This is a genomic window from Pseudomonas sp. HTZ2, assembly GCF_033173945.1.
In the GTDB taxonomy this organism is placed as follows: Bacteria; Pseudomonadota; Gammaproteobacteria; order Pseudomonadales; family Pseudomonadaceae; genus Aquipseudomonas; species Aquipseudomonas guariconensis.
The window spans coordinates 3,202,213-3,226,353 of sequence record NZ_CP137332.1 but is presented as its reverse complement, the minus strand read 5'-3'; the positions used below and the strand labels follow the sequence as shown (position 1 = coordinate 3,226,353).

The window sequence follows — 24,141 nt, the reverse complement described above, 5'->3', positions numbered from 1 at the left end:
CTTGTTTCAGGTTCTGAGATCCAGCTCGTGGAGGATCTCGCTGACATCGCCCCCCAGGTAACGTGAGGTGAAGCCCAGCGCCTTGGTCAGTCGGTGCATGGCATAGTTGTTTGCCAGATCCCTGGACACCATGCAGTGATAGCCATTGCGCCGGGCCGCGTCGATCAGGTGCTTGAGCAGCAACCTGCCCAGGCCCTTGCGTTGCCATGGTTCGCTGACTGCGACTGCGCATTCGCAATTGTGGCTGCCGGGAATCCCTGCATAGCGGCTCACGCCGACCTGTCTGAGTTGGCCGTCCTCATGCGCAAGTGCCACGTATGCCATGCACCGGTGGTAGTCCACCGGCATCAGCCGTGCATCCAGGTTGGGCAAGCCGCTGCTGAGCCCGGCGATGAAGCGAAAGCGCCGTGACTCATAAGTGATCGTGCTGAGAAAGCGCTTGTCCCGTTCATGATCTTCATCGCGCAGTGGGCGGATCAGTACGACAGCGTCATCCGCAAGATGCTCCACCCAATGTTCCTCCACGTCCAGCTGCTTGACGGGTTGCTTGTTCATGTCGCCTCCGATGATCCGGTCGATACCCTGCGAACCGTTGTACCGCGGTGGGCCGGTCCGGTTCTGACAATCGTCAAGTTCATGCGGGACAAGCGGTTTTCTGATCTGCATCAAGCGGCGAGGGGGCTGATTACCGAAGATCAATTGCATCCCTACTCCTGCCGTGCAAGCCCGGAGGTCCGCCATGGGTCAGTATCGACAACTGCTGGTGCTGCTTACCGACATCGATCCGCATTCCTCAGCCCTGCGCAGGGCGCTTGCCTTGGCCCATGTCAGCGGTGCCAGCGTGCATGTACTGGGGCTGTTCGAACCCACTGAAGAGCACCTGCTGCGGGAGGAGCGACTGAACGAGGTGGATATCAAGCGCCAGTTCATCCACTACCGCGAGCGCCTCGCGCAGCTGGTCGACCGGCACCGGGCCAGCGGTGTCGCGTTGACGGTCGACAGCCTTCATGCCGAAGACATTCGCAGCCAGGCCATCGATTACCTGTGCGAAATGCAACCTGACATGGTCATCAAGGACAGCGAAGCGTTGCCGGCCCTGGCGCGGCTGTTCGGCACGCCGCTGGACTGCGCGCTGATGCGTGGGTTCAAGGGAATGGTGCTATTCGTGCCAACGGCGGCGGTGTCGCTGCCCAAACGCATCATGGTTGCCGTGGACACCGCCTTCAGCGATACCCCTGAGGCCCAGGCGCTGTTCAATCACGGGCTGGTCCAGGCCGCGCAAGCGCTGGCCCTGCAGTGCGATGCGCAGCTGCACCTGCTGTCGGCGTACAACCTGGCGGGGGTGTTTGCCTCGGACATGAATGTGACCCAGGCGTGGATCGACGAAATGCGCAGCGCCCTCCAAGAGCCTTTCGACACCCTGGCCGATGCCGAAGGCGTCCCCCAGGATCGTCGGCTTTTCAAGGAAGGTGGGCCTGTGCAGGTCATTCGCGAGCAGGTGGCCGTGCTGGATACGGACGTGGTGGTCATCGGCGTCGTGCAGCCCAAGGGATTGGACAAGCTGCTGGGCGATACCACTGAACGCATCGTCAGCCGACCGCCTTGCAGTGTGCTGGCGGTTCATCCCCATGTGATCCAGACCTGGGAGCCGCAGCCATGCAACTGACCTTCCTAGGCGGTACCGGCACCGTGACCGGCAGCAAATTCCTGTTGACCCGCGACAGCACCCGCGTGCTGATCGACTGCGGGCTGTTCCAGGGCTACAAGCAGTTGCGCCTGCGCAACTGGGAGCCTTTGCCCGCCCCCCTGCGTGCGCTCGATGCCGTGGTGCTGACCCACGCTCACCTCGATCACAGCGGGTACCTCCCGGTGTTGGCACGCGAAGGGTATTGCGGGCCGATCTATGCGACGCCGGCCACCTGCGCTTTGGCCGAGATTCTTTTGCTCGACAGCGCCCGGTTGCAGGAAGAGCAGGCCGAGCACGCCAACCGGCATGGCTATTCCAAGCATTCACCGGCGCGCCCGCTCTATACCGAGCAGGATGCCAAGCGCGCACTGGCGCTGTTTCGCCCGGTAGAGTTGCACCACAGTACCGTGGTTGCCGAGGGCATGGAGCTTCTGTTGCGTACGGCCGGGCATATCTTGGGCGCTGCGACCGTGCAGATCACCGCCGACGGCCAGCGATTGCTGTTTTCCGGCGACCTGGGGCGCCCGCAGGACCCGATCATGCACGCGCCCGAACTGGTCAGGACGGCAGATGTACTGCTGGTGGAGTCCACCTACGGGGATCGCAAGCATCCTGACGAATCCACCGAGCAGTACCTGGCCCAGGTCATCAACCAGACGCTCCTGCGCCATGGCATCACCTTGGTGCCATCCTTCGCCGTGGGCCGAGCCCAGCTACTGATGTACTACCTGTACAAGCTCAAACGCGACGGGCTGATACCGAACATTCCGGTCTATCTCAACAGCCCGATGGCGACCGATGCCACCGTCCTGTACCAGCAGTTCAGGGGCGAGCACCGCCTGTCACCGGCGGAGTGCGCTGCGATGTGCAGGGGCACACACATCATCCGCACCGTCGATGAGTCTCGGCGCCTGGACCAGCTGCGCGAGCCGGCGGTGATCATTGCCGCCAGCGGCATGGCGACCGGCGGGCGGGTACTGCATCACCTCAAGGCGCTGGCGCCCAATCCCCGCAACAGCATCCTGTTTTCGGGCTTCCAGGCCGGTGGTACACGCGGCGCCGATATCGTCGCCGGCGCGCACAGCGTGCGCGTGCATGGCGAAGATGTGTCCATCAGGGCGCAGGTGTACGCGATGGAGAATCTTTCGGCGCATGCCGATGCTGACGAAATCATGGAGTGGTTGCGCGGGTTCGCCCGACCGCCTCGCCAGACCTATGTCATCCATGGCGAGCCGCACGCGGCCGACACCTTGCGCCGGCGTATCAGCCTCGAACTCGGATGGCAGGTCTGCGTACCCGAACATCAGGAAACCGTTGCCATAGACCCTGTGCGCTAGCCAGGCGCGGGAGGCTGTCATGGATACACAAGCAAGGGCAAAACTCAAAGCATGGATGCAGCGGCCAAGGGGTAGTCTGGGTTGGGTCATGGCCATCGTCACCTGGGTGGTGGCCGCCTCTGCGTACCAGGCGTTGGGCCCGTCCTGGCGTCTGCCGATGCGTGATCCCGCGGTCTTGTTGGCATTACTGGTCTTGAGTATCGCGTTGGGATGGGCCGTGCAGCGCGGCGTGAGGCGCACGGTGGGCAAAGCCATTTTCGAAGGGCAGACCACCGGCTGGCAGGCCAGGCTCGCCTTCATCCGGGCGGTAGCCCGGGAGTCGAATGTGCTGCTGGGCGTGCTGGTGCTCTTGGCTGTGCTCGGCGCCAGCACGCTCTGGCTGGCAGGCCGCTCCGTGGAGCGTATCGTGGATAGATGCCAGGCCAACTTGCAGGCCCAGGTGCAGGCGCCCGAGGACGAGCCTCTCGCCACTCTGGTGGGCAGGCCGGTGTGCTCATGCCTGGCGCAGACCTTTCTGGACCGCAATGGCGTGATCCGACTGGCGTTGTTCGAGACACCGTTGCAGCAAGCGAGCACCCTCAAAGCCTTGACGCCGGCGGATGAGCGGCGCTGTCTGGCGCAGTTCGACTTGCTGCCCGAAGAGGCCGCCGAGGCGATGCCCTAGAGGCGCGATAGGCGATCGAATCAACAGGCGTCCGTCGCGACGCAGGAGGCTCCCATGACTCAGGATCTTGCACGGCAGACTACCTTTGCGAACCGCACCGAAGCCGGTCGAGCCCTGGTGGAGCCGCTGCGTGAATACACCAACAGGCCTGATGCGATCGTGCTCGCATTGCCCCGTGGTGGTGTGCCAGTGGCGTATGAAGTTGCCACGGCCCTCGGGCTTCGCCTGGACCTGCTGGTGGTGCGCAAGCTCGGCCTGCCTTCGCATCCGGAGTACGCCATGGGCGCCATTGCCAGCGGGGGCATCCGCATTCTCAATGACGATGCGCTCTGGGCGTATCCCATCGACCGCACCCGTTTCCAAACTGTGCTGGACCAGGAAACCCAGGAACTGCTGCGACGGGAAAAGAAATACCGGGGCAATCGCCCACCGCTGCAGCTCAAGGACCAAGTGGTAATCCTTATCGACGACGGCCTGGCCACAGGCGCCTCGATGATGGCCGCCGTTCAAGCGGTGCGGGCACAGGCGCCTTCGCGCATCGTGGTTGCGGTGCCGGTCTCGCCCCCGGATACGCTCGACGCCCTGTGCACAAAGGTGGATCAGGTCATTTGCCCGCTGGTGCCGGAGCGGATGGTCTCAGTCGGCTATTGGTACCTGGATTTTCCCCAGACCACCGACGAAGAAGTCCTGGCGCTCATGCACAAGGCAAGCTTGCGTGAGTCAACGTGAGACTGCCGGTCGTAGAGTTTCTCCTGCAAGCTGTTCGAAGGTGCGTTCATCAACGTCATCCCCCAGATGGATAGCTGAGGGCGGCCCTGAAGGGCCGCCGCGACACCGTTTCAGACCAGCGAGAGGCGATGGATGACTTGGCTGGCGTCATCCGGATCACGGGTCGTGGTGAACCCCGCCGCTTTAGCAAGATCACGCATCGCTACGTTAGAGGCGGCATCGATCGAATACATCGCTCGCAGGCCTCTGCTGCGGGCATGGTCGATCAGATGTTTGAGCAGCAGACGGCCCAGACCGTGATGCTGCCAGCTGTCGAGGACCGTTACCGCGCATTCGCACTCGTCGTCCTTCTCGCAGGCGGCATAGCGGGAAATGCCCACTTCCTGCAGTTCGCCATCGACGTGGGCAAGCGCGACATAGGCGGCGTGCCGGTCCTGGTCGACATCCATCAGTTGGTTGAGCATTGCCTCGCCAGGCTCTTTGAGCTGGCACAGGAAGCGGAAATGACGCGATTCTGGGGATAGCCGTTCGATAAAGGCCTTTTCGCGCTGGCGGTCCTTGGGTTGCAAGGGCCTGATCAGCACATGGGTGTCATTGTCGAGTGCTTCGATCCAGTGCTCGCCGGAGGGCACGGGGAACGAGGGTGCGGTGTGCTTAGGGGTCATATCGGCGGTAGCCATGGCAATTTCCTCGTTTGCAAAAAAGGACGATGGAGATTCAGTTTCAACGTTCAGGCGTTGATCGACTTGATCGTTATCAAGTGCCCGGTTGCCGGTCATCGCAGCCGCTCGCGTCGAGGTCTATCCTCGGCTCAGGTAACCGTTGGGGTCACCGGAAACGATTGCCTGGCGCATGAGCATGACGAGGGCTCGCGGGCTTGTCTTGATCTTGCTCAGGTTCAGGCAGGGAGGCAGATGACCCTTGGTCGGCCATGGCGCATGGCTCAGACGAAGCAGCTAGTTTTTATATATGCCCTGCATGAGAAAGCGGAGGCATCGTCATGTCAGGCTCTGAAGATTTGGGGGCAAGGCCCCAGGTGAAGTGCCTTGCGTGCTCGTTGAGCCGGCTTTGCCTGCCCGCCAGCCTCAGTGCTGACGAAGTGGACAAGCTCGAGCACATCGTGCGCCGGAATCGCCCGCTAAAGAAGGGCGAGTACCTGTTCAAGGCCGATGAGTCCATGGATCACGTGTTTGCCCTGCGCTCAGGGGCCATCAAGAATTTCCTGCTCGACGCCGAAGGCAACGAGCGGGTCAGCGGATTCATCCTGCCGGGGGAAATGCTGGGCCTGGATGCCATCGGTGCCAGTCATTACCGAAGCTACGCCCTGGCGCTGGACATATCGCTGGTCTGCTCGATCAAGCTCGATCAACTGGTTGACCTGTCGGGGCAGATTCCAGGCTTGCGCTACCAGCTGTTGCACATGCTCAGCCTGGGGATCCAGGGCAAGGATGAACACCTGCGCTGCTGCCATGGGCGTGCCGACCAGCGCCTTGCGATATTCCTGCTGGGCATGTCGGCTCGGTATCACCAGCGAGGCCTACGTACCGACCTGTTCAGACTGCCCATGTCCCGAGGCGACATTGCCAATTACCTGGATCTGACGCTTGAAACCGTCAGCCGGCTGTTCAGCCGATTCACCCAGGCAGGGTTCATTGAATGCGTCGGTCGGGAAGTCCGGCTTGTCGACCAGCAAAGCCTGGTCAATCTCACCCGGGTGGAGGAGGCCGGTTGAGCATCGCGAGCACCCGGTCATAGCGTTGCACCGGGCCTTCCAGCGCAGATCGCCAGCGCTCTGCTTGGGGCGCCACTTGATCCGTACGTAGCCAGATACGCTGTGCAGGTACGCCGTGTTGCCAGCACAGGCGGGCGGCTTGGCGGGCGATGTGCGCCGGCGCGCAGCAGTAGACGGTGTCGGGCTTGAAATGCGTCAGTTGATCTGCAAGTTGCGCCCATCCGCTGCAGCTGTTGCGGGGCAGGGGAGACAGCGTCGAGAGCCTGTGGAGACAATCATCGGGTAGCTGATCGTGGGGGAAGCCTTCGTGTGACAGTTGCACCTGCACCCAGGGCAGCCAGCAGAGGATTTCATCCAGGCAGCCAAAAAGCGCCAGGATCCCTTCTCCTCGGGTGATCGCCAGCAGCCGCGTACTGTGCAACGGAATCGGCCAAGCGCTGCCCAGCGGCCCTGAGTAATCGAGAACATCACCTGCCTGCCCCAATGCTTGGGTGCGATGCGTGGTCACGGTGAAGCGCCTGGCCATGCCTGGCAGGCTGACGTAGCTGCATGACAGGTCAACGCCTTGGCTGCCCAGCAGGCAGTACTGGCCCGGCATCGCTTCCGTGAGCTGCGAGCCGCACAGCTCCAGGCGCAAGCATTGCTGGATGCCTGGGCCCGGTAACACTTCCAGTAACCGGACACCTCCGCTGTCTTCCCGCCTCATACGCGCCTCGAACGTGCAAGCGTTACGTGCTTGCTTCAGGCTAGGCCTCTGCCACAGGCGCACTTTGATCAGGGTCAAACCGGCATCCTCGGGCTTCCTTCAGCCGATGACGCATCGCTACTTGGCCTTCCAGTACTTCTGCATCTCCAGGAACAGGAACGATGCCGTCCAGGTGATCAACACCAGGCCTGTCAGCGCTTGCAGGCCTGTGAGGTACTTGAGATTGCCCGTGGGGGCGATGTCGCCGAAGCCGATGGTGGTGTAGGTGGTGAAGGAGAAGTACACGCAGTCCATGAACGTGCCGTCGAAATTGCCACTGAACGAGCCCCAGCCTTCGGCATTGGCCATCAGGTAGTAGGCCAGGGCGAAGCACCACACCTCCAATGCGTGGGCTAGCAGCGCCCCGAACACACCGACCACGATCCGGAAGCGGCTCCATAGCTTCAGCCGTGGCAGCCAGTCGTTCAGGCGCAGAAGGCATTCGTAGTGAATGATCACCACAAGAATCACGACCAGTGTGTTGATCAGCGTGACGGTGAACATGGCAGGCACCCTGGCCGAAATCGGGTGATTATTTTGCAGTGCCGATCAATGGGTATGCCACAGGCTCCTTGAGCTGCGGCTGCAGGGCGGGAAACTCCTCGGGCGTGATGGTTTCTTTGGCCAGCAGCAAGCGCGCGCCTGCGTCCAGATCGGCACGGCGTTGCTCAAGCAATGCCTGGGCTCGCTTGTAGGCCTGCTCGAGCAGCTCACGAATGCCAAGGTCGATTTCCCGCGCCGTTTGCTCGGAGTAATCCTTGTGCTCCTGACGCAACAGGGCGTCTCCAAGGTAACTGGCCTGCTGGCGCTCCAGCACTGCCTGGCCCAATTCAGGGCTCATGCCGAACCGGGTGATCAGCTGTCGGGCAATATCGGTGGCGCGGCCCAGGTCATCGGCGGCCCCGGTGGACACCTGGCCGAATGCCAGGCTTTCGGCCGCACGGCCTGCCATCAGCACCACGATACGGTCTCTGAGCATCTGCCCGCTGATCAGGAAGCGGTCGTCCGTCGGCCTTTGCAGGGTATAGCCCAGCGAGCCCGCGGCCCGTGGGATGATCGACACCTTGTGGACCGGGTCCATCGCCGGCAGGCTGCTGGCGGCCAGGGCATGGCCCATTTCGTGATACGCCACGACCTGGCGCTCGTCTTCACGCAGCACGGTGCTCTTGCGCTCTACCCCAGCGACCAGGCGCTCGACCGCCTCGGTGAAGTCCTCCAGTTCGACCCACTGACTGGCGCGCCGGGTGGCGACGATGGCCGCCTCGTTGACCAGGTTGGCCAGGTCGGCGCCGGTCAGGCCAGGCGTGATATCGGCGATGCGTTCGCAATCCAGGTCGTTCTTGTAGACGATCTTGTGCAGGTGCACTTTCAGGATCGCCAGGCGGCCCTTGCGATCGGGCCGGTCTATCAAGATCTGCCGGTCGAATCGTCCCGCGCGCAGCAACGCCGGGTCCAACACCTCGGGGCGATTGGTGGCTGCCAGCAGCACGACGCCTTCGCGCGGATCGAAGCCGTCCAGTTCGGCCAGCAGTTGGTTCAGCGTCTGCTCCTTCTCGTCATTGCCACCCAGGTTGCCGATACCGCGCATCTTGCCCAGGGCGTCCAGCTCATCGATGAAAATGATGCACGGTGCCGCGTGTCGAGCCTGGTCGAACAGGTCGCGCACTCGGGCGGTGCCCACGCCCACGAACATTTCCACGAACTCCGATCCGGAGATCGAGAAGAAGGGGACTCCCGCCTCTCCGGCGATTGCCTTGGCCACCAAGGTCTTGCCGGTTCCGGGGGGACCGACCAGCAAGGTGCCTTTGGGGACGTGGGCCCCCAGGCGTGCGTACCAGGCCTGGTTTTTCAGGAACGAGACGATTTCGATCAGTTCATCCTTGACGTCATCGATCCCGGCAACATCGGCGAAGGTGACCTTGATGTCCCGCTGGGCATAGACCCGCGCACGGGACTTGCCGACACTCATCAAGCCCCCCAGCCCCTGCTTTTCCCCAAACCCACGGAAGATGAAGAACCAGGCGCCGAGCATGACCATCAACGGCAGTAACCAGCCCGCCAAGTCCGCGACCGTGTTGTCTTCTGCCAGACCGGTGAAGGCGACCCCGGACTGGCTGAGCTGCGCCGACAGCGCCGGATCGACGCGGACGGTGGAAAACCGTTCGCGCCCATCGATGGGTTCCTGCAGCCTGCCCTGGATACGATTGCGCTTGATTTGCAGATCACTGACTTTTTGCTGTTCGAGCAGTTGCAGGAACTGGCTGTAAGGGAGGGTTGCGACAGCCGAGCGGTCGAACAGACTGAACAGCAGGGCGGTGAGCAGCGCGATCGCGATCGCCAGGTAATACAGTTTCGATGGCTGATCTTTATTCATGGCCGCAGTTCCTCGAGACGATCACTGGACGGGCCTCGTGCCACGCATTCTATGAAGCGCTTCAGGCGATCAGCAGACAATCGTCGACCTTCCTCACGCCGGGCACCGCCCCCTGAAAGCGTGACGACGCCATTGCCTTTAGTCCTTGTTTTTACCCGTCGATGGCCTGGCGCGATTGACAAAGGTCAAGATCGACGTGCTGCCCACGCCGCAGGAGCTTGATAAATGTCAGGCCGCTGCCCGATGCGCTACGGATACTCAAGTCATCTTAGGCACCTGCGAGGGCATGGACATGCGACGCTATCTGCTTATCGGGTTGTCGATCGTGCTGGTATCCGTTTCAGGCTGCAGTCCTTGGCGCGCCGAGGAAATCGATGCGCGCCTGGAGTCGGCGGAGAACAACGCCGCCACCGCAAGGCTGCGCGCTGACGAGGTCTGCTACCGGATCGATCTGGTCGAGCAGACTGCCAACCAGGCGCTGCGCATCGCGACCCAGACCCAGCAAGAGGTCCAACGGTTGCAGCGGCAGGCCAAACAGAAGTAACCGCCATGTCACGTCGTTGGCTGGACCCGGGCCTGTTGCTCGTGAGTGCAGTGGCCTTGCTGTTTGGCGGGGTCGCCTATGCCGCGCAGCAGCCTGCCTGGGCGGCGCTGATCTGGGCGGGAGGCAGCAGTGTGATGGCCCTGGTGCTGGCCGTGGAGATCGCCAGGCGCCTGGCCAGGCGCGAAGCTGGCATCGATCTCATCGCCCTGGTGTCGATCCTGGCGGCGCTGTGGCTGGAGCAGATGCTGGTCGGTGCGGTGGTCGCGCTGATGCTGGCGACCGGGCGTGCATTGGAGGCGCTCAGCCTGCAACACGCCGAGCGCGAACTGCGGGCCTTGATCGAGCGGGCTCCCCAGCGTGCCTGGATTCAAGAAAACGACGGGCTGCGTGAAGTACCCGTGGACGAAGTTCAGCCCGGTCAAATCGTATGGGTGCGCCTGGGCGAGGTGGTGCCGGTCGATGGTCGTCTGCTGAGCGATCAGGTGATACTGGATGAGGCTGCGCTCACGGGCGAGTCCTTGCCGGTCACACGCTATTGCGGTGAGCTTCTGGCCAGTGGCGTGACCAACACCGGCGCGCCAGTGCTGTTACTGGCCACGCGCACGGCAGCGCAGAGCACCTATGCTGGCATCGTACGTCTGGCCGAAACGGCGCGTCGATCTCGCGCGCCTTTCGTTCGCTTGGCCGATCGTTACGCCTTGGGCTTCATTGCGCTGACGTTGCTGGTCGCGGGGGCCGCCTGGTGGCTCAGTGGCGATGTGTATCGCGTGCTCGCAGTGTTGGTGGTCGCCACCCCCTGTCCGCTCATATTGGCCGTGCCCATCGCCATCATCTCCGGTATTTCCAGGGCCGCGCGACGCAACATCCTCGTGCGGGATGGCCAGGTTCTGGAAGCGCTTGCCGGGATCCGGCAGGTCTTTCTGGACAAGACCGGTACCTTGACCGGTGGTCATGCCCAGATGCAATCGATCGAGCTCCAGGGTGAAGGGCTGCCGCTGCAGCTTCTGCAGTGGGCCGCCTCGCTGGCACAGGCCTCTTCGCACCCGATCGCCCAGGCCATTGTCCAGGCCGCTCGCGTGCGCGGTTTGTCGCTGACACCTCCTCAGGATGTGCAGGAGACTCCCGGGCAGGGGCTTGCCGGCACCGTACAGGGGCATGCCGTGCGCTTGGGAGCGGTGGGCTATGTGCAAGGCGAAGCGCAAAGCGATGCCTGGGCGCAGGCGCGCTTGCAGCAGCTGGATTACCTGGCCAGCAGTGGCAGTTTTGTCGCGATCGACGGTCAACTCAAAGGGATGATCAGGCTGGCCGACAACCTGCGCCTGGAAGCACCCCAGAGCCTGCGCTTGCTCCGTAGCCGAGGTATCGAAAAGATCGTCATGCTGACGGGGGATCGTCTGGAAACGGCACAGGCAATCGCACTGACTGCGGGCATCGACGAACTGCATTCTGGCCTGACGCCCGAGGACAAGGTGCGCCTGGTGCAGGAAGGCTGCCGCCGCGAGCCAACGCTGATGGTCGGCGATGGCATCAATGATGCTCCAGCCCTGGCCGCTGCCGATGTCGGCGTGGCCATGGGGGCGTCTGGCGTCACCGCTTCGGCACAGGCGGCGGGTGTGGTGCTGCTGGTGGACCGATTCGACCGGCTGGTCGAAGCACTGGATATTGCCCGGCATGCCGTGCACATCGCGCGGCAAGGCGTGTGGGCCGGGATGAGCCTGTCGTTGCTGGCCATGCTCATCGCCGCGGCAGGCTATCTGCCGGCCTTGCTCGGCGCCATCCTGCAGGAAGGGATCGATCTGCTGATCATCGGCAATGCCCTGCGCGCATTGGGACCCTGGCCCGGTAGGCGGCGCGCCGGCATCGACGTCGCCGCGATCGATCGGCTCCAGGATGAGCACCGGCAACTGGAGGGGGTGCTAACGGACCTGAGCCAGATGGCTCGCGACTTTTCCAGTCGTCCTTTCGACAAGGCACAGGCCGACTTGAGCAACTTGGTCGCTGCTCTGCACAACCTGCTGGAGCGTCACGAACGCGATGACGAACGCCGGCTCTACCCGCTGCTTAGCCGCTTCATGCCAGGTGATGATCCACTGTCGACCATGAGCCATACCCATCGCGAAATCTTTCGCCTGATTCATCTGCTGTCGCGTATGAGCGAAGATTTCAGCCAGGCAACGCGAGCTCCAAGTGCTGAAGAGATACAGCAACAGCTTGTTCGTCTGGACACCCTGGCCAAGCTTCACTTCGACCAGGAGGACGCGCTGTATCGCTCCTTGGATCGACGCTGAGCTTGGGTGTGAGCGGTTGCTGTATCAGGTGTCCTGCAATTGCTCGGCACGCAGCAGTGTCTGACCGGTGCTGATCAGGTCGTCGAAAACGATGACGGTTCTGCCGGCCACGTCACCTATCAGATGCTCGCCCCTCAGCCCTGCCTTGGCCAGCATCAAGCCTAAACGGTGCGCCACCGCATTCAACCGTGAATGGCCAGAATGCTGGACTGGACCTTGTACAGGGCCTGCTCGGTGGTGCTGCCGACAACCTTGGTGCGCCCTTCATGGTAGAGCGTTCCCATCACCACCACGTCGAAACCCTGTTGATTGGCGAACTCGCTGACGACTTTGCTGGCGGGTCCGCGCACCAGATGCAGGTGATCCTGCCGAATGCTTTGGTCGGCACCCAGCTTTGCCAGACGCTCGCGTGCGCGGCCGGTCATTTCCTCGACCAGCGCCTCGGTCCAGGCCACAGGGGCGGCTGCATAGGCAACGAAGCTGGGGCTGGGTTCGTATGCCTGAAGCAGGTGCAGTTGCGCTTTACAGCGCTGCGCAAGGGTGTGTGCCGCTTGCAAGATGCGATCGTTGAGTTTCTGGATCGTTGGGCCGTTCTCGGCCAGTTCCACAGCGGCAATGACACGTGTTGGCAGCGTGGGCTCGGCATGGGCCACCAGGTGTAGAGGGATCGGGCAACGACGCAGCAACTGCCAATCTAGTGGCGTGAGCAGGGCGCGGCTCAGGGCGGTTTCGTGCTTGATGTCCTTGATCACCATTTCCACACGATGCAGTTGGGCCAGGTGAATCAAGTCCTTCAGCGGATCGTCTTCGTCCACGGTTTCGGCGTAGGCGGTGATGCCGAGCGCCCCCAGCGCCGCGACCTGTTCAGCCAGCCAGGCCTTGCGATGCTCGGCGTCCTGCTTGCGGGCATTGCTGCGCAGTACCTGGTCCAGCGTCGCCAAGCGGCTTGGCAGTTGGCTCAACACCACAAGGTGCAGAGTAGCCCCCGTGCCACTGGCCAGCGCTTGCGCGCGGGCCATGGCGGGCGAGGGGTGCAGGTCTGGATGGCAGATCAACAGGAGTCGCGAATAGGTAGTCATGATGGCCTCCTCGGCGATGGCAGCCTTGAGCAAGGCGCATCGGTACAGGCCAAGGGTGACGTATCGGGCCTTTCAAGCCTTGATTTTTATCAAGCTTGCGCCAGCACCTGCTCTGATAATGACGGGGCTGCGAGTGTCGACCCTCGTCTCGGGAGGTGGCCTATGAGCCCGTACCGCCGGATTCTCTTGATCATGACCCAGCCCGAGTCATGTCCGGCCGCCTTGCTTCGTGCGCTGGCGTTGGCGGATGCTTCGGGCGCTGCGTTGCATGTGCTGGGTGTCTATGAGCCCACGGAGCTGCGATTGCACCACGAACTGCAGCAACCCCCGGCAGCGACAGCATCGTTCGTGCATTTCAATGCCGAGCTCAATGCGTTGCTCGACGAGCAGTGCGCCCACCGGCCCCATCCATCGTTCGAGACTGTGCAGACCCTCAACCCGCGTGATTTCCTCCCCGCCTACATTGCGAAGTTCGCACCTGACCTGGTGATCAAGGATTGCCCCGCCAGCTCGATGTTTGGGCAGATCGCGCAGGCCTCGCTCGACTATGCGTTGTTGCATGCCTGCCAAGGGCTGTTCCAGTTCGTGCCGGTCAATGCGCCGGCCATGCCGGCCCAGGTGTTGATTGCCGTGGATGTGGCCAGTCCCGAGCCTGCTCAGCACGTGCTCAACCACCGGTTGATAGAGGCCGGTCAGCAACTGGCGCTCCAGTGCAATGGGCACGCGCACCTGTTGTCGGCCTACGACCTGCCCATGGCCATGCTGGCCAATGCAGAGCTCGCCGAGCCATGGGCACAGTAGGTGCGAGCGTCACTGCGGGTACCGTTCGATACCTTGGCCGATGCGCACGGTATTGCCTATTCGCATCGGTACTTCGTCGAGGGGGCGCCACTTCGCATCATCAAGGCGCATATCAGCTCGCTGATGATCGATGTGGTCGTGGTGGGCGTGGTGCAGCCCAAGCGTTGGGCCAAACTGATTGGGGACACCACCGAAAGACTCATCGGCAGTGCCCCCTGCAGCATTCTGGCGGTCAAGCCGACACCTGCGGTCTGACACGGTGCTATGTGCACGGCCATGGCGCACCAGCTCAATACAAAAGTCGACTTCATAGGGAGGAACGTGGCACTCGATGATGTCCTGTGCGGTCACCCTGGTGGCCGGTCGCACGGCCGCCCGGGGGGGCTAATGCGCACCGACAACCCCCTTGGCATGCCTTGGCAACGCGACCGAAATCAAGGCCGCCAGCAGCACGAAGGCGCAGGAGATCCACAGGCACGCCTGCAGGCCATACACCTGGAACACCCACCCCGAAAGCAGTGTGCCGATCAGCCGCCCCAGGGCGTTGGACATGTAGTAGAAGCCCACATCCAGCGATACGCCGTCTTCCTTGGCATAGCTAACGATCAGATAGCTGTGCAGCGACGAATTCACCGCAAACAGCACGCCGAACAGCATCAGCCCGCCGAGCAGCACGACCTGGGCTGGCGCCCCGGCAGTCAGGCCCACGGCGATCAGCGCGGGCACGCCAGCGAGGGCGGTGGCCCAGGCGAAGGCCGCCCGGCCGTCGGGGACATGACCGCGCGCCTTGCCGGTAAGACGAGGGGCAAGCGATTGGACGATGCCGTAGCCGATGATCCAGCTGGCCAGGAAGCCACCGACCTGCCAGAAATCCCAGCCAAAGGCGGTGCTCAGGTACACCGGCAGTGCCACGATGAACCACACATCGCGGGCGCCGAAGAGAAACAGTCGTGCGCCCGAGAGCAGGTTGATCGCCCGGCTCTTGGACAGCAGGTCGCGGAATTTCGGTTTGGCCTTGGCTTTGCCCAGATCCTTTTTCAGCAAGATCAGGCTGGCGAGCCAGATCAAGGCCAGGACTGTCGCCATGGCCAGCACCGCCTGGGTGAAGCCGAGCAGGGCAAGCAGTGCGCCGCCAAGGAAGAACCCCACGCCCTTGAGCGCGTTTTTCGAGCCCGTGAGTAGGGCAACCCATTGGTAGAGAGTGCCTTGCTGGCTGCCCGGAACCAGCAGCTTGATAGTGCTTTTGGCACTCATCTTGTTGAGGTCCTTGGCGATGCCGGACAGCGCCTGGGCGGCCATCACCCAAGGCACCGTCAGCCAGGCGGCCGGCACCGTGAGCATCAGCAAGGCCAGCACCTGCAGGCCCAGGCCGATGTTCATGGTGCGGTTGAGCCCCAGACGGGCGCCCAGGTAGCCGCCCACCAGGTTGGTGATCACCCCGAACACTTCGTAGAACAGGAACAGCGCCGCAATCTGCAGCGGCGTGTAGCCCAGTGCATGGAAGTGCAGCACCACCAGCATGCGCAAGGCGCCGTCGGTGAGGGTGAAAGCCCAGTAATCGCCGGTCACCAGCAGGTACTGACGGACTTGCGAAGACAGGGCAGACAACGCCTTCATGATCGCTGCTTACTCCGCCGTGCCGACCAGCCGGGCCAGCTCCGCTGCGCGGTTGGCATAGCCCCATTCATTGTCGTACCAGGCGTAGACCTTCACCTGGGTACCGTTGACCACCAGTGTCGACAAGGCATCGATGATCGAGGAGCGTGGGTCGGTGCGGTAGTCGATGGACACTAGGGGGCGTTCTTCATAACCCAGGATGTCCTTGAGCGGGCCTTCGGCGGCTGCCTTGAGCAGCGCATTGACTTCTTCGGCCGTGGTCGCACGCTCCACTTCGAACACGCAGTCGGTCAGCGAGGCGTTGGCCAGCGGGACGCGCACGGCATGGCCGCTCAGCTTGCCGCGCAGTTCGGGGAAAATCTCGGCGATCGCAGTGGCCGAGCCAGTGGTGGTGGGAATCAGGCTCATGCCCGAGGCGCGGGCACGACGCAGGTCCTTGTGCGGCGTGTCGAGAATGCTCTGGGTGTTGGTCAAGTCGTGGATGGTGGTGATCGAGCCGTGGCGGATGCCCAGGTGCTGGTGAATCACCTTGACCACCGGCGCCAGGCAGTTGGTGGTGCAGGAGGCGGCGGTGACGATGCGGTGCTGCGCCGGATCGAACAAGTGCTGGTTGACGCCCATCACCACGTTCAACGCGCCGCTTTCCTTCACCGGGGCACAGACCACCACGCGTTTGACGCCTTGGTCGAGGTAGGCCTGGAGCACGGCCACCGATTTCATCTTGCCGCTGGCCTCGATCACCAGGTCGCAGCCCGACCAATCGGTGTCGGAGATCGTCTTGTTGGCGGTGACTTTGATGCGCTTGCCCTCGATCACCACCGAGTCGCCTTCGGCATTGGCTTGACGGTGCCAGCGTCCGTGGACCGAGTCGAAGTTGATCAGGTGGGCGTGGGTTTCAGCGTCGCCGGCCGGGTCATTGATCTGCACGAACTCGAATTCTGGCCACTCCCAGGACGCACGCAGCGCCAGACGACCAATACGTCCAAAACCATTGATGCCTACTTTGATTGTCATGTTCTTGTGCTCGTAGTGCGGTAAACCCACCTCCGACGGAAGTGAGGAAGGTCATGAGGGGGTCAGATAGAACGTTGATTGACGCGCTTGGACAGTTCCTCGGCCGACTCCTTGCGCTCGGAGTAACGGTCGACCAGGTAATCGGCGCGGTCGCGCAACAGCAGGGTGAATTTCACCAGTTCCTCCATGACATCGACGACGCGGTCGTAGTACGCAGACGGCTTCATGCGCCCGGCTTCGTCGAACTCCAGGTAGGCCTTGGGCACTGACGACTGGTTAGGGATGGTGAACATGCGCATCCAGCGGCCGAGCACACGCAACTGGTTCACCACGTTGAACGACTGCGATCCACCGCAGACCTGCATCAGTGCAAGGGTCTTGCCCTGGGTCGGACGTACCGCGCCCATGCTCAAAGGGATCCAGTCGATCTGCGACTTGAACACGCCGGTCATTGCGCCGTGGCGCTCAGGCGAGCACCAGACCATGCCTTCGGACCAGAGCACCAGTTCGCGCAGTTCCTTGACCTTGGGATGATCGTCCGGGGCGTCATCGGCCAGCGGCAGGCCCGAGGGGTTGAAGATGCGCGTCTGGGCACCGAAGTGTTCCAGCAGGCGGGCCGCTTCTTCGGTCAACAGCCGGCTGAAGGAGCGCTCGCGGGTCGATCCGTAGAGCAGCAGGATCCGTGGTTTGTGCGTGGAGGTCTGCGCGCGTGCCAGTTTGTCCACGGTCGGCAGGTCAACGAGTGCGTTGTCCAGGTTGGGAATAGGGTGTTCGTTCATGATTTCACTCTTGGCAGAGAGACGGCGTTCTTTGCTCGCACGCCAATGGGGGCAATCAGCAGCAGGAGGCGAGGCGCTGGGGCCGCTCGCCCATGACATCCAGGCGTCGAGTGCTGGTGCTGAGCCATTCGCGGTTGGCCTCCAGCGTGGTTGCCAGCACTTCGCGTACCCAGGCGGGCAATGCGGGATGTAACCGGTAATACACCCATTGGCCTTGGCGGCGGTCTTCCAGCAGGCCACAGGTGCGAAGTTGCGCCAGGTGGCGGGAGACCTTGGGTTGGCTTTCATCCAGGGCGCAGATCAGTTCGCACACGCAGAGTTCTTCCTCGCGGGCAATCAGCAGCATCATGCGCACACGGTTCTCGTCGGCGAGGCACTTGAAAACCTGGGTGGGCGACAAAGGGTCAATCATGGCGGTTCTCATGGGCTGACGAGCACGAGTTTCGAGGGATATATGATTTTGTGAATATACGCCTTATCGAATATATCTCAAGCCCCCGCTGATCAGAGGCAGAGCTCAGCGGGGCGGTCAGGCGCCAAGGGCCTGGCCACCTCGTCCGGCATTGGCCGGCGACCGCTCAGCGCATGTGAAGGATGATCGGGCTGCTGCTGGCCGGGTCGGTGTGTTCGCGCAGCTTGGCGACCGCCTGGGCCTGCACTGCACCGCCCCGATTACCCCAGGCGCTGCGCATGAAAGTCAGGACATCGGCAATCTGCCGGTCCGACAGCTGCTCGCGAAACGCCGGCATGCGGTAAGCGTCCGGTTGGCCTTGGGCGACGACCCGTTGCGAGCCGTTGAGGGTGATGTTGATGGCCGAGGCGTCTTCCTTGGCCAGCGCCGAGGTGGCCCCGGCCAGGGGCGGCATCCATTCGGGCTGGCCCTTGCCATCGAGGCCGTGGCAGGAGGCGCAGTGGGTCAGGTAGGTCTGGGCGCCTGGGGTGTCCAAGTGCGTGGCAGGCAAGGCCTGGTATTGCCAGGGCGCACCGTCGCGCTCACGGTCGCCCGGCAATGACTTGAGATAGCGCGCGATCGCCGTCAGGTCCTCGTCGTTCATGAACTGGGTGGAGTTGTTGAAGGCTTCGGTCATCGAGCCGAATACCACGGCATGCTGGTTTCGCCCGGTCTTGAGGAAGTGCACGATGTCCGCCTCGCTCCAGCGCCCAAGGCCGGTGTTGTGGTCGCCGCGCAGGCTCGGGGCATACCAGCCATCGAGCAGGGCACCGGCCAGGAACGGCGCACCTCGCTCATCCAGGGCCTTCTCGTTGAAGGCCAGGCCCCGAGGGGTATGGCAACTGCCGCAATGACCGGGGCCCTGGACGATATAGGCGCCGCGGTTCCACAGTGCATCCTGTGCGGGTTTGACCGCATAGGGTGTGGCGGGCGAGAACAGGCCGTTCCACAGGGCGATGGGCCAGCGCAGGTTGAGCGGCCAGGGAATGTCGCTCTGGATGTTGGCCTGGTTGACGGGCGGTACGCCGTGCATGAAGAAGGCATACAGCGCCCTGACGTCATCGTCGCTGAGCTTGGCGTAAGAGGGGTAGGGCATGGCCGGGTACAGCCGTCGGCCTCCTGGCGCGACGCCCTGGCGCACGGCGCGGTCGAAGTCAGCCAGGCTGTAGGTGCCAATGCCGGTCTGCCGGTCGGGGGTGATGTTGGTGGCATGGATCGAGCCCAGCGGCGTGGCCATTTCCAGACCGCCAGCGAATGGCTTGCCCGCCGGCAGGCTGTGGCAGGCGACACAGTCGCTCAGGCGAGCGACGTACTCGCCACGACTGACCAGCGCAGCGTCCGGTGGCGCCTCGCCGGCCAGGGGCGAGGCTGGCTCACGGGTGACATACCAGGCCAACAGGCCTGCCGCAGCCAGGCACGGCAGGGCCAGCCAACGGGCGGCGGTTGCGAGTCGACGGTTGTGCATGGGTGGCCCCTGGGCGTCAGCTGAAGGTATAGCGACTGAGCGGCATGCTGCGAATGCGCTGACCGGTCAGCCGTGCCACCGCGTTGGCCACGGCAGGCGCCACCGCTGGTAGCGGGGGCTCGCCGATCCCGCCCATCTTCGCGCCGCTCTCGATGATGCGCACATGCACCCTCGCCATGCGCGAAGGCGGCAGCACCGGATACAGGTCGTAGTTGCGCGCCCGCGGCATGCCGTTTTGCCATACCGCTTCCTCCAGCAGCACCTGGGACAGCCCCAGGGCCACCGCGCCGTTGACCTGGGCTTCGATGATCGCCGGGTTGACGATGCTGCCCGGGTCGATCGCCTGCCAAATGTCGTGCACCTTGACCTGGCCGTTCTCGATCGACACCTCGGCGATCACCGCCGCCTCGGAGCCGAATGGCGAGGCCATGGCCACGCCACGGGCGCGCGTGCTGCCATCCTCGGCCGTGAACGGACCGCGCTTCCAACCGCCGGACAACTCGCCGACCGCCTGCAGTAATGTGGTCAAGCGCGCGTTGCCCTGCAGCAGGTGCAGACGCAACGCGTAGGGGTCCTGGCCGCCCTTGTCGGCCAGTTCGTCGAGAAAGGCTTCGTAGAAGAAGTCGTTGAGCGAATTACCCACCGAACGCCAGTAGCCGAGCATGGCCGGCCCTTTGACGTAGATCTGGGCGATGCGCGTGTTGGCGATGGCGTAGGCCTTGCCCGACAGCCCCTCGAGCGCTGTAGGGTCCAGTTGCTCGCCCTGTTTGCCGACGATGGCTTCGGTAGGACCCTCGGTGGCGCTCACCGCTTCAAGCGCCACCGGCAGCCCTTTGTCATCGAGCCCGGCGCGGAACTTGACCACGGCGACGGGGCGCAGCACATCGCGCAGGAATTCTTCCTCGCGCGTCCAGATCACCTTGACCGGGCGCCCGACTGCTTTGGCCAGCGCGATGGCCTGAGGGTAGGGGTTGGCCGAGTCATAGAGAAAATGCCGACCGAAAAAGCCGCCGAGCAGAGGCGAGTGCAGGGTGATCCGCGCAGGGTCGAGCCCGGTGCGTTTGGCGATGTCGTCGCGGAACATGTCTGGCGCCTGGTTGGGCAGCCACACCTCCAGCGAACCGTCCGGGTTGAAGCGCGCGGTCGCCGAGGGCGGCTCCAGCTGGGCATGGTTGAGGTACTGATTGTGGTAGGTGGCCTCGACGGTGGTCTTGGCGCTGGCCAGGGCCGCAGCTACATCACCATGTTTTTCGTCATCGCGACCTGGACCTGGTTGGGCTGCCAGGTGCTCGCGCCAGGCATCGCTGGAAAAATCCTTGGGCATGGGCCGTACCGTCGCGTCGGGCCCCGGCTCCTGCCAGTCGACCTGAAGCGCCTCGGCTGCACGCTTGGCGTACCACCAACGCTCGGCGACCACTGCGACCGCACCGGGCAGTAGGTGCACGGAATGTACGCCTTTCATGGCCTTGACCTGGGCTTCGTTGCGGATGCCGCCAGGGGTCATGCCCAGACGTGGCGCATGCTGCACGGCGGCCTGGAGCATGCCGTCGAGGTGGATGTCGATGCTGTACTGGGCCTTGCCGGTGGACTTGTCGTAGGCATCGACGCGCTTGACCGGCTTGCCGATCCAGCGGAACTGGCTGGGGTCGCGCAGCGGGACACTGGCCGGGTCCGGCACGGGCAGGTCCATGGCGCGTCCGGCCAGCTCGCCATAGGTGATGCTGCGCCCAGAGGCGCCATGGACGACCTTGCCAGGCTCGGTGGAGAGTTCGCCCACCGGCACGTCGAAGTGCTCGGCGCCGGCCTGCAGCAGCATGGCGCGGGCCATGGCGCCGAGACGGCGCATGGTCGGGTAGCTCATGCGCACCGACATGCTGCCGCCGGTGATGCGCATGCCGTTTTCCATCACCACGTAGGCTTCGCCAGGTGGGGCGCTGTCGACCACGAACGTGGCCGGGTCGGCATCCAGTTCCTCGCCGACGATCTGCGCCATGGCGGTGTAGGTGCCTTGGCCGCCTTCCATGAACGGGCTGAGCAGGCGCACGGTGTTGTCCGGGCGAATCTCCAGGAAGGCCGGCACCTGGGTGCCGCGTTCAGTGCCGGTGGCTGTGGCCGCCTGCACCCGGGGTGAACCCAGGGGCAGGCCGAAGCCCAGCACCAGTGCACCGACGGCGGTACCGGCGAGAAAACGCCGGCGCGACAGGTTGACGGTTGCACCGGGCGTCAGGCTCAGCAGGTCTTCGGGGAGCTCCAGGGGCGTTTTCATCAGGCTTTACCCCCTTGGGCCAGGTCGTGCATGGCGGCGTGGATGGCGTTGTAGGTGCCGCAGCGGCACAGGTTGACCATCGCCGCGTTGATCTGCTCGCCGCTGGGCGTGGGTGTGTGCTTGAGCAGTGCGGTGGCCGCCATCACCTGGCCGGACTGGCAATAGCCGCACTGAGCCACCTGGTGTTCGACCCACGCCGCCACCACGCGCTTGCCGACCTCATCGGCCTCGATCGCCTCGATGGTGGTCACCTCCCGCCCGACCACACCGGCCACCGGCGTGACGCAGGCGCGCACCACGTTGCCGTCGACCAGCACCGAACAGGCGCCGCACTGGGCCAGGCCGCAGCCGTACTTGGTGCCGGTCAGCCTCAGGTCGTCGCGGATCACCCACAGCAGCGGCGTGTCGGCTTCGGCATCGACCTGGTAGGTCTTTTGGTTGATTTTCAGCTCCATGGCTCACCTGTAATCAGTCGGTTGATGTGTCGATTCTCGTCGGCAGGAGGGCAGGGCACCCAATCAGGAAACGCTAGCACAGGCGCAGCTCGAGGGCGGCAGCATAAGGCCGATGCTGGACGATCATTAGCCTGATTGCAGGGTAGCCCACCGGTTGTCTGATTCAGTTCTCATTCCTGCCCATGGAGGTTGCATGCCAGGGCGGTTTCGATAGGGTGGCGCTCTGGACAGGAGTCGCAGGAGGCCGACATGCGTATCAGGGGTAATGTGTTTTGGAACTGGGCTGATGCGACCCTTCATCATCGAACGCATCAGGAGGCGCTCGACGATGGCACCTGTATCGATGTGCAGGTAAGGCTGTCGCGCACCGGGGCCACGCAGTTGTTCATCGGTGTGTATGCACGTGGCGGCAAGGCCTTGCACGAAGAAGCGTTCGATGCTCGCCCAGGCGAGACCATGACCCGGGCGCTGGCCTGGGGGGTGGGCCGCGCCAGGTGGATAGCCGGCGAGCGCGTCGCGGTCCCCGCCTGCGCCAAGTGACCGACACCCCGCGGCGCGGCCGGTGCGCTGCCATTTATCGGCCACCACGAACCGACGTAGCGGGCGATGACTCCACACAGGGCAAGTCTTTGTATTCCATCGACTGATGAGGCCCGACAATGAATGCCATCGAACTGCTAATCCAGGATCATGAAACCGTCAAGAAACTGCTCGAGGAACTGTCCAGCACCACCGAGCGCGCCGTGAAAAAGCGCAGTGAGTTGCTCGCCCGCATCGAACAGGAGCTGCAGATCCATACCGCGCTCGAAGAGCAGATCCTCTACCCGGCCATCAAGCAGGCCGGGGGCAAGGAAGAGGAGAAAATGTACTACGAGGCCAAGGAGGAACACCGCACCGTCGACTCGCTGGTCTTGCCCGACTTGCTGCAGACCGACACTGGCACCGTGGAGTTCGCAGGCAGGGTCAAGGTGATGAAGGAGCTGCTGGAGCACCATATCGAGGAGGAGGAAGGCGAGCTCTTTCCGACTGCCAAGAAGCTGCTGGGCAAGCAGGCGCTCGAGGAGATGGGCGTCGCCATGCAGGCCCACAAGAAAATGCTAAAGGCCGACCAGAGCGCCGCCTGACGCCCATACGCGACCGGGTAGCCGGTCGCGTTTCATTTTCTCGACAGGAGCGCCGTCCATGGCCAGTCATCTGTTTCTGATCAGCTACATCCTCGATAACCAACCAGGCACCTGCGAAATGCGCAGCGACGAACAGGACATCAGCGTGGAATGCGCGCGCAGCTATCTGCAGGGGCTGCATCGCGGCGAGTCATCGTCGTTCACCGATGTACAGGTGCAGCGCATCGAGCATGAACATGAGCCGGGCACATCCCCGGCCCACTACCAACAACCCTGAGCGGTGTGGCCGGATGGTAGTCCGCACCGGCGACCGCCCTGAGGAACGCCCGGTCGGCCAGCCGGCGCAGGTCGCGCCATTCGGTCCACTCCACCAACCCGAGTCGGTCCATTTCATCCGCTTGGCGCAACAGCGTCTCGTGGTAGGTGCTGGGGCAGTCCTGGCGTAGCGTGTGATCGTCGAACAGGGCGAACCAGCAATCGATCGCCAGGCGCTTGCGTCGCTCCCGCTCCAAAGGCTCGTTGAATGCATTCATGGCCGTTTTCCTGCGCGCTTTGGCAATCGAGCCCGAGAGCGGGGCCAAGGTTCATTGCGAGCGTTCCGGCGGTCGTTTGGGGCGACTGTACCAAGCGTGTGAATCTCGAATGAATTTTCTTTCCCTGCCCCTGCTCCATAGGCTTGGAACCACTGAGGAGGCTTGTGATGGCAGGGCAGCAATTGTTTGTGATCGAGTACGAACTCCATGGCGAGTACCGCACGTTCATCATCCGCCTGGGGCGCATGGACAATGCCGAGGCCTGGCATTGGGCCTGTTGCGATGCGGGCGTGGGCATCATCCCACGGTTCGGCCAGCACACGATTAAGAAGGTCAGCCGACCCATGGCCGAGCGCTACGGCCTGGCCAACGTGCGTTGGCGTCCAGCGGGGCAGGGGCCCGAATTCGTCGCCCCGCCCATCGATGTGAAGAAGTTCAACGGCTCATGAGCCCGGGG

26 protein-coding genes and 1 pseudogene are annotated in these 24,141 nt (G+C 63.4%); 13 read left to right on the top strand and 14 right to left on the bottom strand.

The genetic code is table 11. The features are described 5' to 3' along the window. Positions 1 to 6: 6 nt before the first annotated feature. Positions 7 to 555, bottom strand: a complete 549-nt coding sequence (locus R6G97_RS14955) for a GNAT family N-acetyltransferase (protein ID WP_090344855.1) — start codon at positions 553 to 555, stop codon at positions 7 to 9. A gap of 184 nt (positions 556 to 739) precedes the next feature. On the opposite strand from R6G97_RS14955, the gene R6G97_RS14950 reads away from it, so the two are divergent. From R6G97_RS14950 to R6G97_RS14935, 4 genes are read left to right on the top strand one after another with little or no spacing between them, the layout of a single operon-like run. After that, positions 740 to 1,666 carry a universal stress protein gene (locus tag R6G97_RS14950; protein WP_317847171.1) on the top strand — a complete coding sequence of 309 codons (927 nt, stop codon included), beginning with the start codon at positions 740 to 742 and terminating at the stop codon, positions 1,664 to 1,666. Next, positions 1,657 to 3,024: an MBL fold metallo-hydrolase gene (locus R6G97_RS14945; protein WP_317847170.1), complete on the top strand. Its 1,368-nt coding sequence runs from the start codon at positions 1,657 to 1,659 to the stop codon at positions 3,022 to 3,024. Before R6G97_RS14950 ends, R6G97_RS14945 begins: the two co-directional genes overlap by 10 nt. 55 nt (positions 3,025 to 3,079) lie before the next feature. Further along, the gene (locus tag R6G97_RS14940) at positions 3,080 to 3,688 is read left to right on the top strand and encodes a hypothetical protein (protein ID WP_232095256.1); all 609 of its coding nucleotides are present in this window, start codon (positions 3,080 to 3,082) and stop codon (positions 3,686 to 3,688) included. A gap of 54 nt (positions 3,689 to 3,742) precedes the next feature. Continuing rightward, positions 3,743 to 4,417: a phosphoribosyltransferase gene (locus R6G97_RS14935; RefSeq protein ID WP_253132230.1), complete on the top strand. Its 675-nt coding sequence runs from the start codon at positions 3,743 to 3,745 to the stop codon at positions 4,415 to 4,417. 110 nt (positions 4,418 to 4,527) lie between these two features. Here R6G97_RS14935 and R6G97_RS14930 read toward each other — a convergent pair whose 3' ends face one another. Beyond that, complete coding sequence (locus R6G97_RS14930) at positions 4,528 to 5,097, bottom strand: GNAT family N-acetyltransferase (protein WP_253132316.1); 570 nt, start codon at positions 5,095 to 5,097, stop codon at positions 4,528 to 4,530. Positions 5,098 to 5,417: 320 nt separating this feature from the next. Between R6G97_RS14930 and fnr the strand changes: the two genes are divergently transcribed. Beyond that, the gene (gene fnr, locus R6G97_RS14925) at positions 5,418 to 6,149 is read left to right on the top strand and encodes a fumarate/nitrate reduction transcriptional regulator Fnr (protein WP_317847169.1); all 732 of its coding nucleotides are present in this window, start codon (positions 5,418 to 5,420) and stop codon (positions 6,147 to 6,149) included. Here the strand turns inward: fnr and R6G97_RS14920 are convergent. From R6G97_RS14920 to ftsH, 3 genes are read right to left on the bottom strand one after another with little or no spacing between them, the layout of a single operon-like run. Next, the gene (locus R6G97_RS14920) at positions 6,124 to 6,933 is read right to left on the bottom strand and encodes a hypothetical protein (RefSeq protein WP_317847168.1); all 810 of its coding nucleotides are present in this window, start codon (positions 6,931 to 6,933) and stop codon (positions 6,124 to 6,126) included. The genes fnr and R6G97_RS14920 overlap by 26 nt on opposite strands. Before the next feature lie 39 nt (positions 6,934 to 6,972). After that, a complete protein-coding gene (locus tag R6G97_RS14915; RefSeq protein WP_043209039.1) occupies positions 6,973 to 7,398 on the bottom strand; it encodes a potassium channel family protein in 426 nt (141 codons plus the stop codon). Positions 7,399 to 7,426: 28 nt separating this feature from the next. Then, entirely contained in the window at positions 7,427 to 9,268 is a 1,842-nt protein-coding gene (gene ftsH / locus R6G97_RS14910) for an ATP-dependent zinc metalloprotease FtsH (RefSeq protein ID WP_317847167.1), read from the bottom strand. 292 nt (positions 9,269 to 9,560) lie between these two features. Here ftsH and R6G97_RS14905 point away from each other — a divergent pair, with 292 nt between their 5' ends. Together R6G97_RS14905 and R6G97_RS14900 are read left to right on the top strand one after the other, a co-directional pair. Next, positions 9,561 to 9,812: an Lpp/OprI family alanine-zipper lipoprotein gene (locus tag R6G97_RS14905; protein ID WP_043209082.1), complete on the top strand. Its 252-nt coding sequence runs from the start codon at positions 9,561 to 9,563 to the stop codon at positions 9,810 to 9,812. Between the two features lie 5 nt (positions 9,813 to 9,817). Further along, positions 9,818 to 12,100 (top strand): heavy metal translocating P-type ATPase, encoded by a 2,283-nt coding sequence (locus tag R6G97_RS14900; protein WP_317847166.1) that lies wholly within the window; start codon positions 9,818 to 9,820, stop codon positions 12,098 to 12,100. A 39-nt stretch (positions 12,101 to 12,139) separates the two neighbouring features. Here R6G97_RS14900 and R6G97_RS14895 read toward each other — a convergent pair. Both R6G97_RS14895 and R6G97_RS14890 read right to left on the bottom strand, forming a co-directional pair. Then, a pseudogene (locus R6G97_RS14895) lies at positions 12,140 to 12,247 on the bottom strand (ribose-phosphate diphosphokinase); the annotation flags it as partial. 35 nt (positions 12,248 to 12,282) lie between these two features. Continuing rightward, positions 12,283 to 13,179, bottom strand: a complete 897-nt coding sequence (locus R6G97_RS14890; protein ID WP_070571233.1) for a universal stress protein — start codon at positions 13,177 to 13,179, stop codon at positions 12,283 to 12,285. A gap of 162 nt (positions 13,180 to 13,341) precedes the next feature. Between R6G97_RS14890 and R6G97_RS14885 the strand changes: the two genes are divergently transcribed. After that, positions 13,342 to 13,980 (top strand): universal stress protein, encoded by a 639-nt coding sequence (locus R6G97_RS14885; RefSeq protein WP_317847165.1) that lies wholly within the window; start codon positions 13,342 to 13,344, stop codon positions 13,978 to 13,980. Beyond that, positions 13,981 to 14,235, top strand: coding sequence for a universal stress protein (locus R6G97_RS14880; protein ID WP_317847164.1), 255 nt, complete (start codon positions 13,981 to 13,983; stop codon positions 14,233 to 14,235). Between the two features lie 129 nt (positions 14,236 to 14,364). Here the strand turns inward: R6G97_RS14880 and arsJ are convergent, their stop codons facing one another. The 7 genes from arsJ to R6G97_RS14845 all read right to left on the bottom strand — a co-directional run bounded on the left by arsJ (position 14,365) and on the right by R6G97_RS14845 (position 22,027). Then, positions 14,365 to 15,597 (bottom strand): organoarsenical effux MFS transporter ArsJ, encoded by a 1,233-nt coding sequence (gene arsJ / locus R6G97_RS14875; protein WP_317847163.1) that lies wholly within the window; start codon positions 15,595 to 15,597, stop codon positions 14,365 to 14,367. A gap of 9 nt (positions 15,598 to 15,606) precedes the next feature. Then, positions 15,607 to 16,611, bottom strand: coding sequence for an ArsJ-associated glyceraldehyde-3-phosphate dehydrogenase (locus R6G97_RS14870; RefSeq protein ID WP_182815457.1), 1,005 nt, complete (start codon positions 16,609 to 16,611; stop codon positions 15,607 to 15,609). Between the two features lie 62 nt (positions 16,612 to 16,673). Continuing rightward, positions 16,674 to 17,390 carry an arsenical resistance protein ArsH gene (gene arsH, locus R6G97_RS14865; RefSeq protein WP_102081469.1) on the bottom strand — a complete coding sequence of 239 codons (717 nt, stop codon included), beginning with the start codon at positions 17,388 to 17,390 and terminating at the stop codon, positions 16,674 to 16,676. A gap of 55 nt (positions 17,391 to 17,445) precedes the next feature. After that, positions 17,446 to 17,802: a metalloregulator ArsR/SmtB family transcription factor gene (locus R6G97_RS14860; RefSeq protein WP_043209026.1), complete on the bottom strand. Its 357-nt coding sequence runs from the start codon at positions 17,800 to 17,802 to the stop codon at positions 17,446 to 17,448. 166 nt (positions 17,803 to 17,968) lie between these two features. Further along, on the bottom strand, positions 17,969 to 19,306 hold the full coding sequence (locus R6G97_RS14855; protein ID WP_317847162.1) for a c-type cytochrome: 1,338 nt from the start codon (positions 19,304 to 19,306) through the stop codon (positions 17,969 to 17,971). 16 nt (positions 19,307 to 19,322) lie between these two features. Beyond that, entirely contained in the window at positions 19,323 to 21,572 is a 2,250-nt protein-coding gene (locus R6G97_RS14850; RefSeq protein ID WP_317847161.1) for a xanthine dehydrogenase family protein molybdopterin-binding subunit, read from the bottom strand. Beyond that, positions 21,572 to 22,027, bottom strand: a complete 456-nt coding sequence (locus R6G97_RS14845; protein ID WP_317847160.1) for a (2Fe-2S)-binding protein — start codon at positions 22,025 to 22,027, stop codon at positions 21,572 to 21,574. The genes R6G97_RS14850 and R6G97_RS14845 overlap by 1 nt, the downstream gene beginning before the upstream one ends. 249 nt (positions 22,028 to 22,276) lie before the next feature. Between R6G97_RS14845 and R6G97_RS14840 the strand changes: the two genes are divergently transcribed. The 4 genes from R6G97_RS14840 to R6G97_RS14825 all read left to right on the top strand — a co-directional run bounded on the left by R6G97_RS14840 (position 22,277) and on the right by R6G97_RS14825 (position 24,133). After that, positions 22,277 to 22,567 (top strand): hypothetical protein, encoded by a 291-nt coding sequence (locus R6G97_RS14840; RefSeq protein WP_090344628.1) that lies wholly within the window; start codon positions 22,277 to 22,279, stop codon positions 22,565 to 22,567. A 119-nt stretch (positions 22,568 to 22,686) separates the two neighbouring features. Beyond that, on the top strand, positions 22,687 to 23,151 hold the full coding sequence (locus R6G97_RS14835) for a hemerythrin domain-containing protein (protein ID WP_043209016.1): 465 nt from the start codon (positions 22,687 to 22,689) through the stop codon (positions 23,149 to 23,151). A 58-nt stretch (positions 23,152 to 23,209) separates the two neighbouring features. Continuing rightward, entirely contained in the window at positions 23,210 to 23,428 is a 219-nt protein-coding gene (locus tag R6G97_RS14830) for a hypothetical protein (protein ID WP_043209014.1), read from the top strand. A gap of 423 nt (positions 23,429 to 23,851) precedes the next feature. After that, on the top strand, positions 23,852 to 24,133 hold the full coding sequence (locus R6G97_RS14825; RefSeq protein WP_043209012.1) for a DUF6555 family protein: 282 nt from the start codon (positions 23,852 to 23,854) through the stop codon (positions 24,131 to 24,133). The last annotated feature ends 8 nt before the right edge of the window (positions 24,134 to 24,141 follow it).

What these genes read in the sequence shown, in the direction of transcription:
- R6G97_RS14955 (WP_090344855.1), bottom strand. Translation starts at nt 555, where the DNA reads ATGAACAAGCAACCCGTCAAGCAGCTGGACGTGGAGGAACATTGGGTG.
- R6G97_RS14825 (WP_043209012.1), top strand. Translation starts at nt 23,852, where the DNA reads ATGGCAGGGCAGCAATTGTTTGTGATCGAGTACGAACTCCATGGCGAG.
- R6G97_RS14835 (WP_043209016.1), top strand. Translation starts at nt 22,687, where the DNA reads ATGAATGCCATCGAACTGCTAATCCAGGATCATGAAACCGTCAAGAAA.
- R6G97_RS14885 (WP_317847165.1), top strand. Translation starts at nt 13,342, where the DNA reads ATGAGCCCGTACCGCCGGATTCTCTTGATCATGACCCAGCCCGAGTCA.
- R6G97_RS14870 (WP_182815457.1), bottom strand. Translation starts at nt 16,611, where the DNA reads ATGACAATCAAAGTAGGCATCAATGGTTTTGGACGTATTGGTCGTCTG.
- arsJ (WP_317847163.1), bottom strand. Translation starts at nt 15,597, where the DNA reads ATGAAGGCGTTGTCTGCCCTGTCTTCGCAAGTCCGTCAGTACCTGCTG.
- R6G97_RS14900 (WP_317847166.1), top strand. Translation starts at nt 9,818, where the DNA reads ATGTCACGTCGTTGGCTGGACCCGGGCCTGTTGCTCGTGAGTGCAGTG.
- arsH (WP_102081469.1), bottom strand. Translation starts at nt 17,390, where the DNA reads ATGAACGAACACCCTATTCCCAACCTGGACAACGCACTCGTTGACCTG.
- R6G97_RS14830 (WP_043209014.1), top strand. Translation starts at nt 23,210, where the DNA reads ATGGCCAGTCATCTGTTTCTGATCAGCTACATCCTCGATAACCAACCA.
- R6G97_RS14860 (WP_043209026.1), bottom strand. Translation starts at nt 17,802, where the DNA reads ATGATTGACCCTTTGTCGCCCACCCAGGTTTTCAAGTGCCTCGCCGAC.
- R6G97_RS14930 (WP_253132316.1), bottom strand. Translation starts at nt 5,097, where the DNA reads ATGGCTACCGCCGATATGACCCCTAAGCACACCGCACCCTCGTTCCCC.
- R6G97_RS14950 (WP_317847171.1), top strand. Translation starts at nt 740, where the DNA reads ATGGGTCAGTATCGACAACTGCTGGTGCTGCTTACCGACATCGATCCG.
- R6G97_RS14915 (WP_043209039.1), bottom strand. Translation starts at nt 7,398, where the DNA reads ATGTTCACCGTCACGCTGATCAACACACTGGTCGTGATTCTTGTGGTG.
- R6G97_RS14905 (WP_043209082.1), top strand. Translation starts at nt 9,561, where the DNA reads ATGCGACGCTATCTGCTTATCGGGTTGTCGATCGTGCTGGTATCCGTT.
- R6G97_RS14850 (WP_317847161.1), bottom strand. Translation starts at nt 21,572, where the DNA reads ATGAAAACGCCCCTGGAGCTCCCCGAAGACCTGCTGAGCCTGACGCCC.
- R6G97_RS14840 (WP_090344628.1), top strand. Translation starts at nt 22,277, where the DNA reads ATGCGTATCAGGGGTAATGTGTTTTGGAACTGGGCTGATGCGACCCTT.
- R6G97_RS14845 (WP_317847160.1), bottom strand. Translation starts at nt 22,027, where the DNA reads ATGGAGCTGAAAATCAACCAAAAGACCTACCAGGTCGATGCCGAAGCC.
- R6G97_RS14890 (WP_070571233.1), bottom strand. Translation starts at nt 13,179, where the DNA reads ATGACTACCTATTCGCGACTCCTGTTGATCTGCCATCCAGACCTGCAC.
- R6G97_RS14945 (WP_317847170.1), top strand. Translation starts at nt 1,657, where the DNA reads ATGCAACTGACCTTCCTAGGCGGTACCGGCACCGTGACCGGCAGCAAA.
- R6G97_RS14940 (WP_232095256.1), top strand. Translation starts at nt 3,080, where the DNA reads ATGCAGCGGCCAAGGGGTAGTCTGGGTTGGGTCATGGCCATCGTCACC.
- ftsH (WP_317847167.1), bottom strand. Translation starts at nt 9,268, where the DNA reads ATGAATAAAGATCAGCCATCGAAACTGTATTACCTGGCGATCGCGATC.
- R6G97_RS14935 (WP_253132230.1), top strand. Translation starts at nt 3,743, where the DNA reads ATGACTCAGGATCTTGCACGGCAGACTACCTTTGCGAACCGCACCGAA.
- fnr (WP_317847169.1), top strand. Translation starts at nt 5,418, where the DNA reads ATGTCAGGCTCTGAAGATTTGGGGGCAAGGCCCCAGGTGAAGTGCCTT.
- R6G97_RS14855 (WP_317847162.1), bottom strand. Translation starts at nt 19,306, where the DNA reads ATGCACAACCGTCGACTCGCAACCGCCGCCCGTTGGCTGGCCCTGCCG.